This window comes from Actinoplanes hulinensis, assembly GCF_019429605.1.
In the GTDB taxonomy this organism is placed as follows: domain Bacteria; phylum Actinomycetota; class Actinomycetes; order Mycobacteriales; family Micromonosporaceae; genus Actinoplanes; species Actinoplanes campanulatus.
Genome location: NZ_JAHXZI010000037.1, coordinates 1 through 15,205 on the forward strand (window position 1 = coordinate 1; position 15,205 = coordinate 15,205).

Here is a 15,205-nt window from a genome sequence, read left to right on the forward strand (position 1 = left end):
TCCACCTCATGGGGCTCCATGTTCGCGATGAGCGTCGTCTCCCTGCTCCCGATCTTCCTCGCCTTCCTACTCGGCCAGCGCTACCTGGTCAAAGGCATAGCCACCACCGGAATCAAATAACAGGAGGAAATCGCCATGTATAACGGTCTTTCCCGGCGCACCCTGCTCTCCCTCGGTGCCGGCGCCGCCGCCGCGTCCGCTCTGGCCGCCTGTGGCGGTGACGGTGGCGACGCCGGCGGGGAGATCACCAAGGACGCGGTGAAGCTGCGGTTCACCTGGTGGGGATCGGACGCCCGGCACAAGCGGACGCAGCAGGCCATCGACATGTTCACGAAGAAGTACCCGAACATCACCGTCTCCGGTGAGTTCAAGGAGTGGAACGGCTACTGGGACAGCCTCGCCACCACGGTCGCCGCCAACGACGCCCCCGACATCATCCAGATGGACGAGCTCTACCTCGCCTCCTACGCCGAACGCGGCGCCCTGCTCGACCTCGGCACCGCCACGAAACACCTGAAGACCGACGGCATCGACCCGGCGGCCCTCGACACCGGCAAGGTCGACGGGAAGCAGTACGCCGTGCCGACCGGCGTGGCCGCGTACTCGATCGTCGCCAACACCACCCTGCTGGAGCAGTACAAGATCCCGGTTCCCGACGACTCGACCTGGACCTGGGACGACCTCAAGCGCATCGGCCTCGAGGTGTCGAAGGCCAGCGGCGGCAAGGTCACCGGCGTACAGTCCTGGGGCTTCGACGCCGGTGGCGTGAACATCTGGGCCCGCCAGGCCGGCGCCACCCTCTACGACGCGTCCGGCAAGGTGTCCATCCCGCCCGCCGTGCTGGCCGGATACTGGCAGTACCTGCTGGATCTCGCCAAGCAGGGCATCGCCCCGGCGCCGTCGGTGACGGTCGAGCGGGCCGGCGCGTCACTGGACCAGTCCGGCACCGCCACCAACACCTCCGCGTTCGGCACCTGGTGGAACACCCAGCTCACCTCGCTGTCAGCGGCCAGTGGCCAGCAGCTCAAGCTCCTCAAGCTGCCCACCAACGGCCAGGCCGCCGCCGCGGAGAGCCCGTACTACAAGCCGTCGATGTTCTGGTCGGTCTCGTCGCGGTCGAAGCACCCGGCCGAGGCCGCCCTGTTCGTCGACTTCCTGCTGAACACCACCGAGGCCGGCGAGGTGCTGCTCACCGACCGCGGTGTGCCCTCGAACAGCACGGTCCGGTCGGCGATCACCGGAAAGCTGGCCGACACCGACAAGGCCGCAGCCGAGTACCTGGCCGCCATCAAGGTCGGCGCCGCCCCGCGCGTCACCCCCAACGGCGCCAGCGGCATCGAGGCGATCCTCAAGCGCCACACCGAAGAGGTGCTCTTCGAGCGGCAGACCCCGCAGGCCGCGGCCGAGTCCTTCATCAAGGAGCTCCAGACGGAGATCGACGCGGCCTGACGCCTCACCCCTCATCCCCCATTTCCAGGAGAGAGCATGGACGCTCGTACCGGAAAGTTGTTGAAAGCCTGCACGGCGGCCGTGCTCCTGGCCGCCGCCATCCCCTCGTCCGCCGCGGCGCACCCGCCGCGCGGACCGCAGCTGGAACGCCTGGACCGCGGCCTGGTGGCCGCCACGACCGGCGAAGGCGTCTTCCTGAGCTGGCGGCTGCTCGGCACCGAGGCCACCGGTTCCTCGCCGACCGGGCTGACCGGCCGGAACTTCGACGTCTACCGCGACGGCCGGAAAATCGCCACCGTCACCGACAGCACCAACTACTTGGACAAGGATGGCACCGCGACCTCGAAGTACCGGGTCGCGGGCGCCACCACCACACCGTGGGCCACCAACTACCGTGACCTGCCGTTGCGGAAGCCGGCGGACGGCGTGACGCCCGCCGGGGAGACCTACACGTATTCGGCCAACGACATGAGCGTCGGCGACGTGGACGGTGACGGGAAGTACGAATACATCGTCAAGTGGGACCCGTCCAACTCGAAAGACGTGTCCCAGGTCGGCTGGACCGGGCCGGTCTACGTCGACACGTACAAGGCCGACGGCACCCTGCTGCACCGCATCGACCTGGGCGTGAACATCCGGGCCGGAGCGCACTACACGCAGTTCCTGGTCTACGACTTCGACGGCGACGGCCGCGCCGAGATGATGATGAAGACCGCGCCGGGCACGAAGACCATCCGCAACGGCCGGGAACGCTACATCACCACGCCGGGTCACTCGCCCACCGAGGACCACCGGATGAGCGCCGCCGACTACTACCAGCACATCGTGGACATGTTCCTCGGCTGGCATGCGCATCCGGAGGTGGTCGCCGGGAACTGGCCGGCCACCCTGGAGCAGGCGTTCGGCATCGAGCCGCGGTACCGGTACCCGCTCAGCCGGGCCGACGCCGAGGCGCTGACCGACTACTTCATGGACGTCTACGCGCCGTCCCGCAGCACCCGCAACAACCTGCGCGCCTTCGAGGGTTTCATCGTCGACGGGCCCGAGTACCTGACCGTGTTCGACGGGGCCACCGGCCGGGAACTGCAGACCATCGACTACAAGCCGGGCCGCCACGACGACGGCCTGATGTGGGGCGACTACGCGATGGCGCGGATCGAGCCGGGCAACCGGGTCGACCGGTTCCTGTCCGGAGTGGCCTACCTCGACGGGAAACGGCCGTCGGCGGTGTTCGCCCGCGGCTACTACACCCGCACCACGCTGGTCGCCTACCACTGGAACGGGCGGCGGCTGGTCGAGAACTGGTACGTCGACTCCGGCTGGACGCCGATGACGAACCCGTTCAACGACTCGCCGCACGGCCGGGACGGCACCGATCCCGAGTACGGCACGCTCACCACGCAGGGCTTCCACTCGCTCAGCGCCGCCGACGTCGACCTCGACGGAAAGCAGGAGATCGTCTACGGCTCCGCCACGATCGACCACGACGGTGACGTCCTTTACTCGTCGTTCGGCACGCTTCCGGCCGGCGGGCAGGCGCGACTCGGCCACGGTGACGCGATGCACGTGACCGACATCGATCCGGACCGGCCCGGCCCGGAGATCTTCACGGTGCACGAGGGCGCGACGTCGGCGCCCTACGGCATGGCGATGCGCGACGCGGCCACCGGCGAGGTGCTCTTCGGCACCTACTCCGGGCGCGACACCGGCCGCGGCATGATCGGCGACGTGCTGCCCGGCACCCGGGGCATCGAGTCGTGGGCGAGCATGCCCGGCGGGTCCGAGGCGCTCGGCCTGCACAGCGCCAAGGGCGAGATCCTGACCAACACCATTCCCGGTACGAATCAGAGCATCCGCTGGTCGGCCGACCTCACCACGCAGATCGTCAACGGGGCGCAGACCGTCACGCCGACGATCGACGACTGGAACCGTGGCCGTCTGCTGACCGCCGAGGGGACGCTCGCCAACAACGGGACGAAGGGCAACCCGAGCCTGGTAGCCGACATCCTCGGGGACTGGCGTGAGGAGCTGCTGGTCCGTACCGCCGACTCCTCGGCGATCCGGATCTACCTGAGCACCGAGGTGACGAACCACAAGCTGTACACGCTCATGCACGACCCGCAGTACCGGGTCGAGGTGGCGCGCCAGCAGACCACGTACAACCAGCCGTCGTACCCGAGCTTCTATCTGGCCTCGGACACCGACTGGTCGACGGTGCCGCTGCCCGGCCGTCGCTGAACCACCCGCCGTGGGCGGCCCGGTCCGGGCCGTCCGCGGGCGGCGGCTCGATAGCCTCGACCCCATGTCGAAGGAGAACGTCGAGTTCGTGCCCGGTGAGACCGTCTACCTGCGGCACGCCCAGCGGGATCAGGTGGGGATGGTGTTCCCGTTGCGGGTGGTCGAGGAGCGCGGCGACGCGGTCGTGCTGTGGGCGCCGGCCGGAACGCGGGGCTGGCACACCAACATGCCGGACGGCCGGAGCATGGGGCAGACCCCGCTGCCGGAGTGGTCGGCGACCCGACGGGTCCCGGCGCCGCACACCGTCGGCCACGGGGTGCTCAGCTGGCATCCACGCGGGCGGGACTACTCGATCCGATGGTTCTACCGGCCGGACGGCACCTTCTACCGGTGGTACGCGAACCTGGAGGCCCCGTCGGTCCTCTGGCGCGACGGCGGGCTGGCCGGATTGGACACCGCCGACTGGGATCTGGACGTGGTGATCGAACCGGACCGCAGCTGGGCCTGGAAGGACGAGGAGCTGTTCGCCGAGCGGCTCACGATGCCGGAGGCGTACTGGGTGGACGACGAGGACCGGGTCCGCCGGGCCGGCAAGGAGGTCATCGCGCTGGTCGAGGCGGGCGCGTTCCCTTTCGACGGCACGTGGTGCGGCTTCCGCCCGGATCCCGCCTGGCCGCCGCTGTCACCGGAGCTTCCGGCGGGCTGGGACCGCCCGTACAGTGGCCGGGATGAATAACCGTCCCGGCGTGATCGACGATCTCGCGGCCGAGCACGACCATCTGGAGTCGGTGCTGGCCCGGCTCACGCCCGCCGACTGGCTGTCCCCGTCGGCGGCCGCCGGCTGGACCGTCGCCGACGTCGTGCTGCACCTGGCCCAGACCGAGGAGGCGGTGCCGGTCGCGCTGAGCGGCGCGCCGGACGCCATCGGCTGGCGGGATCTCGGCGACAACGTCGACGACGCCATGAACGCGCTGGTCCGGGCGGAGCCGGCCGCGCCCGCCGAGGTGTTCGCACGGTGGCGGGCCGCCCGGCGGGCATCGGTCGCGGCGCTGCGGACGGCCGACCCGAAGCAGCCGGTGCAGTGGGTGGCGTCGTCGTTGAAGCCGCCGACGCTGGCCACCACCCGGCTGGCCGAGCACTGGGCGCACGCCCTGGACATCACCGGGCCGCTCGGCATCGGCTACCCGGACAGCATGCGCCTGCGGCACATCGCCTGGCTGGGCTTCCACACGCTGCCGTACGCGTACCGTCTGGCCGGGCAACCGGCCCCCGATCTGTTCTGCGAGCTGACCGCGCCCGACGGCACCACCTGGCGGTTCGGCGATCCGGTGGCCGAGTCGGTGATCACCGGTCCGGCCGGGGCGTTCTGCCGGGTCGGGGCTCTGCGGCTGGCCCCGGCCGACTCCGGGCTCACGACGCGCGGGCCGCACGCCGAGACGGCCCTGCACGCCCTGCGAAACTACGCCGCCACCTGAGCGATCCGGCCGGGCTCAGCGGTGACGGGTTCACCCTCACCTCGCGCCGGCTCGGGCTGTTCGCGTACCTGTTCATGGTCGCCCGCGTGGTGGCGCTTCCGGTGGTGTCGGTGCGCGTCTGGTGGACGGCCGCGTTGCGAACGAGCCCCGACCGTGGCGGCGCCACCCTGAGTGACCTGCGTTAATGGCCGATTCTGATCACAGTCCCTGGAGGGCCAAACTCGGTGCCCTCATCTTGCAGGTCTTCGATTTTTAGGGCAGCCTAACCAACGTAAGGCTAGGCTTCTCGAAGGATCGGCGCTCGATGTTCGTCTGCATCTGTTACCACGTTCGCGAGCGTGAGGTCCGGGCTGTCATCCAAGACGGTGCGAGGACGGAGGAAGAGGTCGGGGACGCCTGCGGCGCCGGCACGGGCTGCGGCAGCTGTCTTGACCGAATTTGTGAGCTGATCAAGGAGGAATCCGCGGACACACGCCTGCCCATGGTCGCTTAGCGTCACGGGACGCGTACGATTAACCCCAGTTAGCCATAACTGGGGGTATTTGGCATGCAAGGCGACGCCCGCGTCATCGAATTCCTGAACGAGCAGCTCACCGCGGAGCTCACCGCGATCAACCAGTACTTCCTGCACTACAAGATGCAGGAGAACTGGGGACATGGTGTGCTGGCGAAGCACACCCGGCACGAGTCCATCGACGAGATGCGCCACGCCGAGATCCTGACCGACCGGATCCTGTTCCTCGAGGGCCTGCCCAACTACCAGAAGCTGGGCGTGCTGCGGATCGGCGAGTCGGTCAAGGAACAGTTCGAGTGCGACATGAAGATCGAGGTCGAGGCCGTGGACCGGCTGCGCCGCGGCCTGGAGTACATGCGCTCGATCGGTGATGTCACCTCGGCCAGGATCTTCGAGGACATCCTCGCTGACGAGGAACACCACGTCGACTACCTGGAGACCCAGCTCGGTCTGATCGAGAAGCTGGGCGAGCAGCTCTACCTCCAGAACGTCACGGAGCACCCCGAGCCGGCGTGATCGTCAGGCCGCCGCCCGGGGTCAGCATGAACGCGGCCGGGCGGCGGCCATTACCGTGGGCGCATGGAAATCGCCGGGGTGGTCGTCGGCATCATCGCCATCGTCGTCGCCGTGGTCGCGGCCTACTTCGACTACATCCCGGTGCGCGGCAAGCTTCGGCCGGTCCGCAAGGATCCCGCCACTGTCCAGGCCGATGTGCCGAACCGGCCCTACGACGCGTCCTCTCCCACGCCCGGAGGACTCCGCGCTCGCCGAACAGATCGCCCGGCACATGCGCGGTCGCGGCCTCCAGGTCTTCCTGGCCGCGTGGACCTGACCGACGAGCGCACCCACGACGCGAATCTCGACACCCTCGCGGACGCCGTCCGCCGAGCCTGAAACCTCACTCGACGATGAGGACGCCCCGGCCGGGCAGATCGGCGCCGTCGATGACCAGCGGGAAGTCGGTGCGGTTGATGTGGAAGCGGACACCGCCCCGGATCGCCAGTTCCACCTTTCCCCGCAGGCCGGGCGGAAGCTCCGGCTCGACACCGGCGCGGGCCAGCAGTTCGGCCAGGACCGGGGCGAGACCCTCCGGGCCGAGACGGGCCGATACGTACGCCGCGGAGCCGTCGCCCACCGGACGGCGGGTGACCTCGGGGAACAGCACCTCGGTGGCCGGATCGGTGAGGTGCACCCGCTCGGCCCGGAGCGTGTCGTCGAGCCGCGGCTCGAACTCTTCCACCCGGATGCCCAGCAACTCCCGCAGCGCGCCCGGACAGCCGCCCAGCCAGACGTGGTCGTTCTCGTCCACGATGCCGGAGAAGTAGGTCGCCACCAGGTTCCCGCCACCTTCGGCGTACGCCGTGAGCCGGTCCCGAAGGGCGGACGGCACCATGTGCAGAATCGGTGCCACCACCAGGTCGTAGCCGGGCAGGTCGGTCCACACCGGGATCACGTCGGCGCGCACACCTTGGTCGAGGAAGGCCGTGTACCAGTCCAGCGCCTCCTGCCGGTACCGCAGCCGGGAGCTGGGGTGGGAGTCCTGCTCGGCGGCCCACCAGGACTCCCGGTCAGATCCATGATCTCGTCGAGCCAGCCGAAGTCGTACTCGCCGCTGACGGGTTCCAGGTGGGCCCACGAGAAGATACCGAGCGAGACGATGGTGACGCCGGCCTCGCGCATCGCGTCCACGTCGTCTTTCCACACGTCGCGCGGCCACTGCTCGGGGTTGTAGTCGGCGCCGTACTCGATCCGGCGCGGGCCGTCGCGGCGCAACCATCGCGGCTCGCTCAGCCCTCGCACCCGGCTCAACCCTTGCGACCCGATCAACCCTTGCTGTTCACCCGACCCTCGTGACCCGCTCAACCCTTGCGACCCTCTCCGGAGGGGCACCGGGCCGTGCGGACCGGGGGCGGTGGTGTCGGCTGCGTCGTCTCGAGACGATGCGCCGGGTTGCCCCGCGATGATCACAGGGACCTCGACGGAGATCGCATTATATGAAACGTTTTAACCCTAGAGGGACGCGCCGGACCCGCGCAAGGAGGCATGCGGCAACAGGCGCAGTTCCGCGAGCCGGGCGAGCACCAGCAGACCGATCTGGTCGGCCCCGTACTCGGAGAAGTGGGTGTTGTCGCGAAGTTCGTTGTAGAGGTAGATCGGCTTGGACCCCTCGACGCCGAGGCCCTCGACGAGCGCCGCGCTGTCCGCGGTCAGGTCGATGTAGGGCACGGCCTGCTCACCGGCGACCGCGGCCATCTCCGCCGGCAGGTCAACGCCGAGACCGTTCGTGTGCCGGGCCACCGCGTCCAGATGCCCGGTCCCGTCGAAGCGGCGCCGCACCGGCGGGCTCACCAGCACAGGCTTCGCATGCAGGGCACGCAGCTCGGTGATCATCCGGGTGAGGTTGGCGCGATAGCCCTCGGCGGTCGTGGTCTTGTCGTTGTGGCCGAATTGCAGCAGCACCACGTCACCCCGGCCGACCCGCGGCAGCATCGCGGCCCAGAGCTGCGGTTCGGCGAGGAAGGACCCGGTGCTCTCGCCGGAGTCGGCGTAGTTCGCCACGGTCACGCCCCGCCGCAGGTGCTGCGGGATCGCCTGCCCCCAGCCGGTGTAGGGGAAGGTGTCCTGGTCGCAGACCGTCGAGTCGCCGGCCAGGAACAGCGTCGGGCCGTGGCGGCGGGCCGGGCGCACCGTGACCCGCTCGACCCGCGGCGCGGAGCCGGTGAAGGTCAGCGTCAGACCGGGAGTGCCGGAGGTGACCTTGGTCGGTTCACCCTCGGGTTCGCGGACGTCGACGGCGAAGGAGCGGTGGGCGTACCGGCCGGCCGCGGTGGCGATCTCGCCGAGCATCATCCGGCGGGCCTCGGCCCGGACTCCGGTGACGGCGGCCTCGTCGGCGTTGCCGAGGACGACCGAGACGTCGTACACACCAGGGGCGACGTCGAAGTGGCAGACGATCGGCGCGGTGCCGGAACACTCCCCCGGGATGGCGCGCGGGCCGCCGGCGTGGGCCGGGCCGGGAACGCCGCCGACAGCGGTGACGGCGGCCAGTGCCAGGACGAGCGATCGTGATCTCCGCACCGGTTCTCCTCTTGACGGATGACGCAGGCAGTGAATCGTTTTATCGCCCTGCCATGCAAACAGGTACATCGATGTACGTCAACAGATGCACCCAGGCCCGGGCCACCCTGGAGGGATCACCACACTGTCCTGGCCGACGACCCGCCGACCATCGAGCGACTGATCGAGCACGCCGCTGACCGTGCGCTCGACGCCGATCAACGGACTCGGGTCATCGCCGGCATCCAACCGGTAGAGAACCCGGACGGTCACGCTTCCAGGGCCCTCGTCCATGATCTCCAGGCGACCACCTCATCGCCGAAACCGGGTCGCGAAGAGGATGGTGATCTCCCGGTCCGCCGGACCGGTCCGATAGCCGAACAGGGGCGCGGTCGTCTCACCACCGCCGCACTCCGCCTTCGCCGCGAGACTCGGCCGGTCACCGCGCCGGCCGTTCGAGCAATCCCAAACAACGCCGGCAAACACGCCCCCGGATCGCCGGCGACCCTCGACATCGATGTAGATCTTGAGCAATCGTCGCCGACCGGAGCGATCTTGCGCGATCACGGCCGTCCAGGCGCATCCATCCAGGCGCATCCGACAACCCGAGGCCTTCCAGCAGAATAGATCATGGACGATGATCGACCGTCGCATGGCAACCAGGAATCAGGATCGGCCCGAAACTACAATCGCCCAAGATCGCCGGGCGAGTCGGGGCGATGTCGCAGCCATCCGAATGCGCGGCTTGACATCGCGGCCACCCACAACCAGGAAACAGGCGTCGGAGACGCGTGGAACGCCAGCACGGGGTATGCGGAACGGCGGCGCGGGGCGGCGGCACCGGACGGGCGTAGATATGATTCATGGCAGGCGGTGCGCCCGCCCGAGCCCACCGGTGGCCGGCCCACGCCCGGTCGCCCATCAAGGGCCAAGAGTCCGCGACTCAGCGCCGTTCGATCCTGCCCCGGCGCCGTTAAGTCGCCCGTCCGTGCAGGGCGTGGGACTGCTCCGGAGACGACCATGGTTGAGAAGCATCCCCGGCGGACTCCCCGGCAGGGCCGGGCCCGCAAACGGGCCATCCGTGCCCAGGCCGCCCTGACCGGTGTGCGGTATTCGGTGGCCGCCCGCCAGCTCGAGGCGCCCGGCCTGCGACCGGGCGAGACCGTGGCCGGCAGCGGCCGCACGATCTATCCGTTCACCGGTGACGAGCAGCGGCAGCGTCTCATCGAGGCCCGCGCCCGGTGGGCTTTCGAGGAGCGGCTGGCCGACAGCCGGCGGGCCGCGTTGCTGCCGGACGGCCGGGCACAGCATCTGGTCGAGCGGTTCCCGTCGACCGGGTCGCTCTACTACGGCGAGGACCGCGCTGAACTGCTGTCGATGCTGTACATGGCGGTCGTCTTCGAGTCGCCGGCGCTGTTGCCGGAGCCCGGTTTCCTGGCCTGGGTGGCCGAGATGGGCGAGGAGACCACTGTCGACATGGAGTGCGCCGCTCTGGACCGGGCGGCCCGGGCGCTGCTCGACCGGGAGCCGGGCGAGCTGTGGCCGGTCCTGGAGCACGCGGTGGCCGCCAGTCGTGACGGCGCCGACTGGCACATGCGGCAGGTCGGCATCCGGCTGGCCGCGCTGAGCCAGGTCCTGTGGGCGGCCCGCCAGGAGGCGCCGGTCACCGGTGTGGCGCAGACGCTCGACGCGGTGCTGATGGTTGCCGACGACGGCCACGCCCCCGGCACCCGGGTCCGGCTGCTGACCGGGCCCTACCAGGGGCTGCGTGCCATGATCGTCGGCGCGTTGTGGGGCGCCGCCGGTCCGCCGGTGGCCTACCGGGTCCGCCGGGAGCGGTCCGGCCACACGCTGACGATGGCGCCCCACGACCTGGTGGTGTTAGCCGGGCAGGAGCTCCTCCCCCACTGACTCGATGGGGGCCGCGCTGCGGAAGACGAGCCCGGCCCGATCGTCGTCGCAGTCCACGACGACGATCTGGCCGGGGCGCAGCTCGTTGAAGAGGATCTGCTCGGACAGCGTGTCCTCCAGCTCGCGCTGGATGGTCCGGCGCAGCGGACGGGCGCCGAGCACCGGGTCGAAGCCCTTGGCCGCCAGATACTTCTTGGCGTCGTCGGTCAGCTCCAGACCCATGTCCTTGTTCCTGAGCTGACCCTCGATCCGCGCCGTGAAGATGTCGACGATCTGGAGGATCTCCTTCTCCCGCAGCTGGTGGAAGACGATCGTGTCATCGATACGGTTCAGGAACTCCGGGCGGAAGTGCTGCTTCAGCTCGTCGTTGACCTTGATCTTCATCCGCTCGTACGACGACTCCTCGGCCTCCGACGCCTGGAAGCCCAGCGACACCGCCTTCGCCACATCCCGCGTGCCGAGGTTCGTGGTCAGGATGATGACCGTGTTCTTGAAGTCCACGATCCGGCCCTGACCATCGGTCAGCCGACCGTCCTCCAGGATCTGCAGAAGCGTGTTGAACACATCCGGGTGCGCCTTCTCGATCTCGTCGAACAGCACCACCGAGAACGGCTTACGCCGCACCTTCTCGGTCAGCTGACCACCCTCGTCGTAACCCACGTAACCGGGAGGCGCACCGACCAGACGGGACACCGTGTACCGGTCGTGGAACTCGGACATGTCCAGCTGGATCAGCGCGTCCTCGGAACCGAACAGGAACTCCGCCAGCGCCTTGGACAGCTCCGTCTTACCGACACCGGACGGGCCCGCGAAGATGAACGAACCGGAGGGCCGCTTCGGATCCTTCAATCCGGCCCGGGTCCGCCGGATCGCCCTCGAGACGGCCTGCACCGGCTCGTCCTGGCCGATGACGCGCTTGTGCAGCTCGTCCTCCATGCGCAGCAGGCGGGTCGTCTCCTCCTCGGTCAGCCGGTGGACCGGGATGCCGGTCCAGTTGCCCAGCACCTCGGCGATCTGCTCGTCATCGATCTCGGACACCACGTCCTGGAAGCCGAGCCGCTCGGGTGCTGTGCTCAACCGGCGGATCCGCATCCGGGCGCCGGCCTCGTCGATCAGGTCGATCGCCTTGTCCGGCAGGAACCGGTCCGAGATGTACCGGTCGGCCAGCGTCGCGGCCGCGACCAGCGCCGCGTCGGTGAAGGTGACCCGATGATGGGCCTCATAGCGGGCGCGCAGACCCTTGAGGATCCCGATGGTGTGCGCCAGGGACGGCTCACCCACCACGATAGGCTGGAAACGCCGCTCCAGCGCCCCGTCCTTCCCCACATACTTTCGCCACTCGTCGCTGGTCGTCGCCCCGACGGTCTGCAACTCGCCGCGGGCCAGCATCGGTTTCAGGATCGAGGCGGCGTCGATCGCGCCCTCAGCGGCGCCCGCACCCACCAGATTGTGGATCTCGTCGATGAACAGGATGACGTCGCCGCGCACCCGGGTCTCCTTGAGCACCTTCTTCAAGCGCTCCTCGAAGTCACCGCGATAGCGGGATCCGGCCACCAGCGCGCCGAGATCCAGCGTGTACAACTGCTTGTCCCTCAGTGTCTCGGGCACCTCGCCCTTGACGATCGACTGCGACAGGCCCTCCACCACGGCGGTCTTGCCGACCCCCGGCTCGCCGATCAGGACCGGATTGTTCTTCCGCCGGCGGGACAGCACCTGCATGACCCGCTCGATCTCGCTCTCCCGCCCGATGACCGGGTCGAGCTTGCCGTCCCGGGCCTCCTGGGTCAGGTTGCGCCCGAACTGGTCCAGAATCGGCGACACCGCCGCGACGGCCGGCGGCCGGCCCTCCTCTGACTCGCGGCCGAAACCGGCTCCGGTCACCGACTGGACGACCTGCCGGCGCACCTGATCACGGTCGGCGCCCATCCTGGCCAGCACCTGGGCCGCCACGCCGTCGCCCTCACGGATCAGCCCGAGCAGGAGATGCTCGGTGCCGATGTAGTTGTGGCCGAGTTGCAGCGCCTCCCGCAGCGACGTCCCCAGAACCTTCTTGGCCCGCGGGGTGAACGGGATGTGCCCACCCGATGGCTCCTGGTTCTGGCCGATGACCTCCTCGACCTGCTGCCGCACCGCCTCCAGCGAGACACCGAGACGCTCCAGGACCATCGCGGCGACGCCCTCGCCCTGACGGATCAGACCCAGCAGGAGATGTTCCGTGCCGATGTGGTTGTGGTTGAGCATCCGCGCCTCTTCCTGCGCGAAGACGACAACCCGACGAGCCCGGTCGGTGAATCTTTCGAACATGACCATCACGCCCTCGACGGGCACCCACGTCACCCGCAAGACGGACGGCACATCAGCGCACCGCAGCGGAACAGAACGCGCTGAGTCGAAGACTCTTGGCCACATCCATGGTCGACGTGGGCAGCCACACGAGGCTCGGGCGGGCGCTCCGCCCATCACGATCCTAGCGGCCCGGCGCGCTTCCTGCCTCCCCCCATTCCAGGGACGACGGTCACCGGCCGTCTGATGTGGGCCTCAACGTGCCGGTGGGCGGGCCGGCTCGGTGGCCCACGCGGCGAGCAACCGCAGCGCGGTCTGCGAGGGCGAGCCGTCCTCCACGGTGTGGACGACCAGTGCCTGGTCCGGGTCGTCGGGCAGCCGCAGCGTCTCGTATCCCAGTTTCAGTTCGCCGACGATCGGGTGCCGGTAGGCGTACACGCCATGGGTCTTGTCTTTGATGTCGTGCGCGGTCCAGGCCGCGCGGAAGTCGGGGCTGGCCGCGCAGAGCTCGTCGACCAGCGCCCGGGTCTTCGGGTCGTCCAGGTGCCTCGCCCCGCCGAACCGCAGGTAGGAAGTGACATCGCGGAGTTTGGCGGGCCAGTCGGCGTAGAGGGTGCGCATGCCCTCGTCGAGAACGATCAGCCGGGCCAGGTTGCGCTGGCCGGGGTCGAGGGCTCCGAAGTCGGTGAGCAGGGCGGCGGCGAGATCGTTCCAGGCCAGCACGTCGGTGTCACGGCCGATGATGTAGGCCGGGACATCCGGCACCGACGCCAGCAGCCGCAGCAGCCCCGGCCGGACCCGCTCGGGCCGGGCCGGTCCCGGATCGGTGTTCGGCCGGGCCAGCCGGTAGAGGTGGTCGCGCTCCAGCGGGTCGAGGCGCAGGGCACGGGCGACCGCGTCCAGCACGGCCGCGGAGAAGTGCAGGCTGCGGCCCTGTTCGAGGCGGACGTAATGGTCGACGCTGACCCCGGCGAGCCGGGCCAGCTCCTCCCGCCGCAGACCCGGGACCCGGCGCTGACCGCTGTCGCGGGGCAGACCGAGCTCGTCCGGGCTCAAGCGGGCACGCCGGGACCGGAGGAACTCACCCAACTCGGTACGCCGTTCCAAGGTCATGCCGCCAGTATTCCGCGCGGGCGCGGGCGTTGCCTGGTCATGCCGTGCCTAGGCAGCGCACGCTCCTGGCTGTGCTCCCTGGTCTGGGCGAGGGTTACCGGCATGACCGATTCCACTGTGCCCACCCGTCCGCTCGGCGCCACCGGGATGGAATTGTCCGCCACCGGCCTCGGGGCCTGGGTGATGGGCGGCAGCGACTGGGAGTACGCCTGGGGCCCGCAGGACGACGCCGACTCGATCGCCACCATCCACCGGGCCGTCGAGTCCGGGGTGAACTGGATCGACACCGCGGCCGCCTACGGGCTGGGCCACTCCGAGCGGATCGTCGGCCGGGCCGTGGCCGGCCTTCCGGAGAACGATCGTCCCTATCTGTTCACCAAGGCCGGCCTGGTCTGGGACGATCCGCGGCAGCGCCACATGCCCCCGCGCAAGCTGATGACCGCCGCGAGTGTGCGCCGTGAGCTGGAGGATTCGCTGCTCCGGCTCGGCGTCGACCACATCGACCTCTACCAGGTGCACTGGCCCGGCGACGGCCGGCTGCTGGCCTTCGGCGACGATCCCGGCTCCGAGCCGGTCGATGTCACCCCGCTGGAGGATTACTGGCAGACCATGGCCGACCTGCGGCAGGAGGGCAAGGTCCGGGCCATCGGCCTCTCCAACCACGGCGTCGACGACCTGCGACGGGCCGAGAAGGTGGCGCACGTCGACGCGATCCAGCCGCCCTTCTCGGCGCTGGCCCGGCAGTCGGCCGACGAGATCACCTGGGCGGCCGGCCACGGCACCGGGGTCATCGTCTACCAGCCGATGCACTCCGGTCTGCTGACCGGCGCCTTCGACGCGGTGCGGGTGGCGGCGCTGCCGGAGAACGACTGGCGGCGCGGGCATCCCGACTTCACCGCACGCCTGGACCGCAACCTGCTGGTGGTCGAGGCCCTGCGGCGGGTGGCCGCCCGGCACGGCGTGCCGGTGGCGGCGGCGGCCGTCGCCTGGACGCTGGCCTGGCCCGGGGTGACCGGCGCGATCGTCGGCGCCCGGCGCCCGGCGCAGATCGCCGGATGGCTCCCCGCTGCGGGTCTCGCCCTGACCGACGCCGACCTGGACGAGGTGGGGGCCGCGATCGTCACAGCCGGGGCGGGCTCCGGCCCCAGCCGGCCCTGACCGCGAC

The 15,205-nt window shown here is 69.7% G+C and carries 15 protein-coding genes; 9 read left to right on the forward strand and 6 right to left on the reverse strand.

The window, feature by feature from the left end:
• Positions 1-135: 135 nt before the first annotated feature.
• From KZ829_RS40845 to KZ829_RS40875, 7 genes are all read left to right on the forward strand, one after another.
• Complete coding sequence (locus KZ829_RS40845; protein WP_220149204.1) at positions 136-1,449, forward strand: ABC transporter substrate-binding protein; 1,314 nt, start codon at positions 136-138, stop codon at positions 1,447-1,449.
• Positions 1,450-1,485: 36 nt separating this feature from the next.
• Positions 1,486-3,687 (forward strand): rhamnogalacturonan lyase, encoded by a 2,202-nt coding sequence (locus KZ829_RS44335; protein ID WP_220149205.1) that lies wholly within the window; start codon positions 1,486-1,488, stop codon positions 3,685-3,687.
• 64 nt (positions 3,688-3,751) lie between these two features.
• The gene (locus KZ829_RS40855; RefSeq protein ID WP_220149206.1) at positions 3,752-4,423 is read left to right on the forward strand and encodes a ribonuclease FAU-1 family protein; all 672 of its coding nucleotides are present in this window, start codon (positions 3,752-3,754) and stop codon (positions 4,421-4,423) included.
• Positions 4,416-5,162: a maleylpyruvate isomerase family mycothiol-dependent enzyme gene (locus tag KZ829_RS40860; protein ID WP_220149207.1), complete on the forward strand. Its 747-nt coding sequence runs from the start codon at positions 4,416-4,418 to the stop codon at positions 5,160-5,162. Before KZ829_RS40855 ends, KZ829_RS40860 begins: the two co-directional genes overlap by 8 nt.
• A 304-nt stretch (positions 5,163-5,466) precedes the next feature.
• Complete coding sequence (locus KZ829_RS40865; protein WP_220149208.1) at positions 5,467-5,655, forward strand: (2Fe-2S)-binding protein; 189 nt, start codon at positions 5,467-5,469, stop codon at positions 5,653-5,655.
• A gap of 54 nt (positions 5,656-5,709) precedes the next feature.
• Positions 5,710-6,192: a bacterioferritin gene (bfr, locus tag KZ829_RS40870; RefSeq protein ID WP_183226659.1), complete on the forward strand. Its 483-nt coding sequence runs from the start codon at positions 5,710-5,712 to the stop codon at positions 6,190-6,192.
• Between the two features lie 63 nt (positions 6,193-6,255).
• Positions 6,256-6,570: a hypothetical protein gene (locus KZ829_RS40875; protein WP_220149209.1), complete on the forward strand. Its 315-nt coding sequence runs from the start codon at positions 6,256-6,258 to the stop codon at positions 6,568-6,570.
• A gap of 4 nt (positions 6,571-6,574) precedes the next feature.
• Here the strand turns inward: KZ829_RS40875 and KZ829_RS40880 are convergent, their stop codons facing one another.
• From KZ829_RS40880 to KZ829_RS40890, 4 genes are all read right to left on the reverse strand, one after another.
• Positions 6,575-7,195, reverse strand: a complete 621-nt coding sequence (locus KZ829_RS40880; RefSeq protein WP_246637102.1) for a beta-galactosidase trimerization domain-containing protein — start codon at positions 7,193-7,195, stop codon at positions 6,575-6,577.
• Entirely contained in the window at positions 7,126-7,476 is a 351-nt protein-coding gene (locus KZ829_RS43705; protein WP_308285872.1) for a beta-galactosidase, read from the reverse strand. Before KZ829_RS43705 ends, KZ829_RS40880 begins: the two co-directional genes overlap by 70 nt.
• Positions 7,477-7,686: 210 nt before the next feature.
• A complete protein-coding gene (locus tag KZ829_RS40885; RefSeq protein ID WP_220149211.1) occupies positions 7,687-8,754 on the reverse strand; it encodes a rhamnogalacturonan acetylesterase in 1,068 nt (355 codons plus the stop codon).
• Positions 8,755-9,045: 291 nt separating this feature from the next.
• Positions 9,046-9,387, reverse strand: coding sequence for a hypothetical protein (locus tag KZ829_RS40890; protein ID WP_220149212.1), 342 nt, complete (start codon positions 9,385-9,387; stop codon positions 9,046-9,048).
• A 366-nt stretch (positions 9,388-9,753) separates the two neighbouring features.
• Here KZ829_RS40890 and KZ829_RS40895 point away from each other — a divergent pair, with 366 nt between their 5' ends.
• Positions 9,754-10,644 (forward strand): hypothetical protein, encoded by an 891-nt coding sequence (locus tag KZ829_RS40895; RefSeq protein WP_220149213.1) that lies wholly within the window; start codon positions 9,754-9,756, stop codon positions 10,642-10,644.
• Here the strand turns inward: KZ829_RS40895 and KZ829_RS40900 are convergent.
• Both KZ829_RS40900 and KZ829_RS40905 read right to left on the reverse strand, forming a co-directional pair.
• Positions 10,615-12,948, reverse strand: coding sequence for an ATP-dependent Clp protease ATP-binding subunit (locus KZ829_RS40900; protein WP_220149241.1), 2,334 nt, complete (start codon positions 12,946-12,948; stop codon positions 10,615-10,617). The genes KZ829_RS40895 and KZ829_RS40900 overlap by 30 nt on opposite strands.
• Before the next feature lie 234 nt (positions 12,949-13,182).
• The gene (locus KZ829_RS40905; RefSeq protein ID WP_220149214.1) at positions 13,183-14,040 is read right to left on the reverse strand and encodes a helix-turn-helix transcriptional regulator; all 858 of its coding nucleotides are present in this window, start codon (positions 14,038-14,040) and stop codon (positions 13,183-13,185) included.
• A gap of 102 nt (positions 14,041-14,142) precedes the next feature.
• On the opposite strand from KZ829_RS40905, the gene KZ829_RS40910 reads away from it, so the two are divergent.
• Entirely contained in the window at positions 14,143-15,198 is a 1,056-nt protein-coding gene (locus KZ829_RS40910) for an aldo/keto reductase (RefSeq protein ID WP_246637100.1), read from the forward strand.
• Positions 15,199-15,205 lie beyond the last annotated feature (7 nt).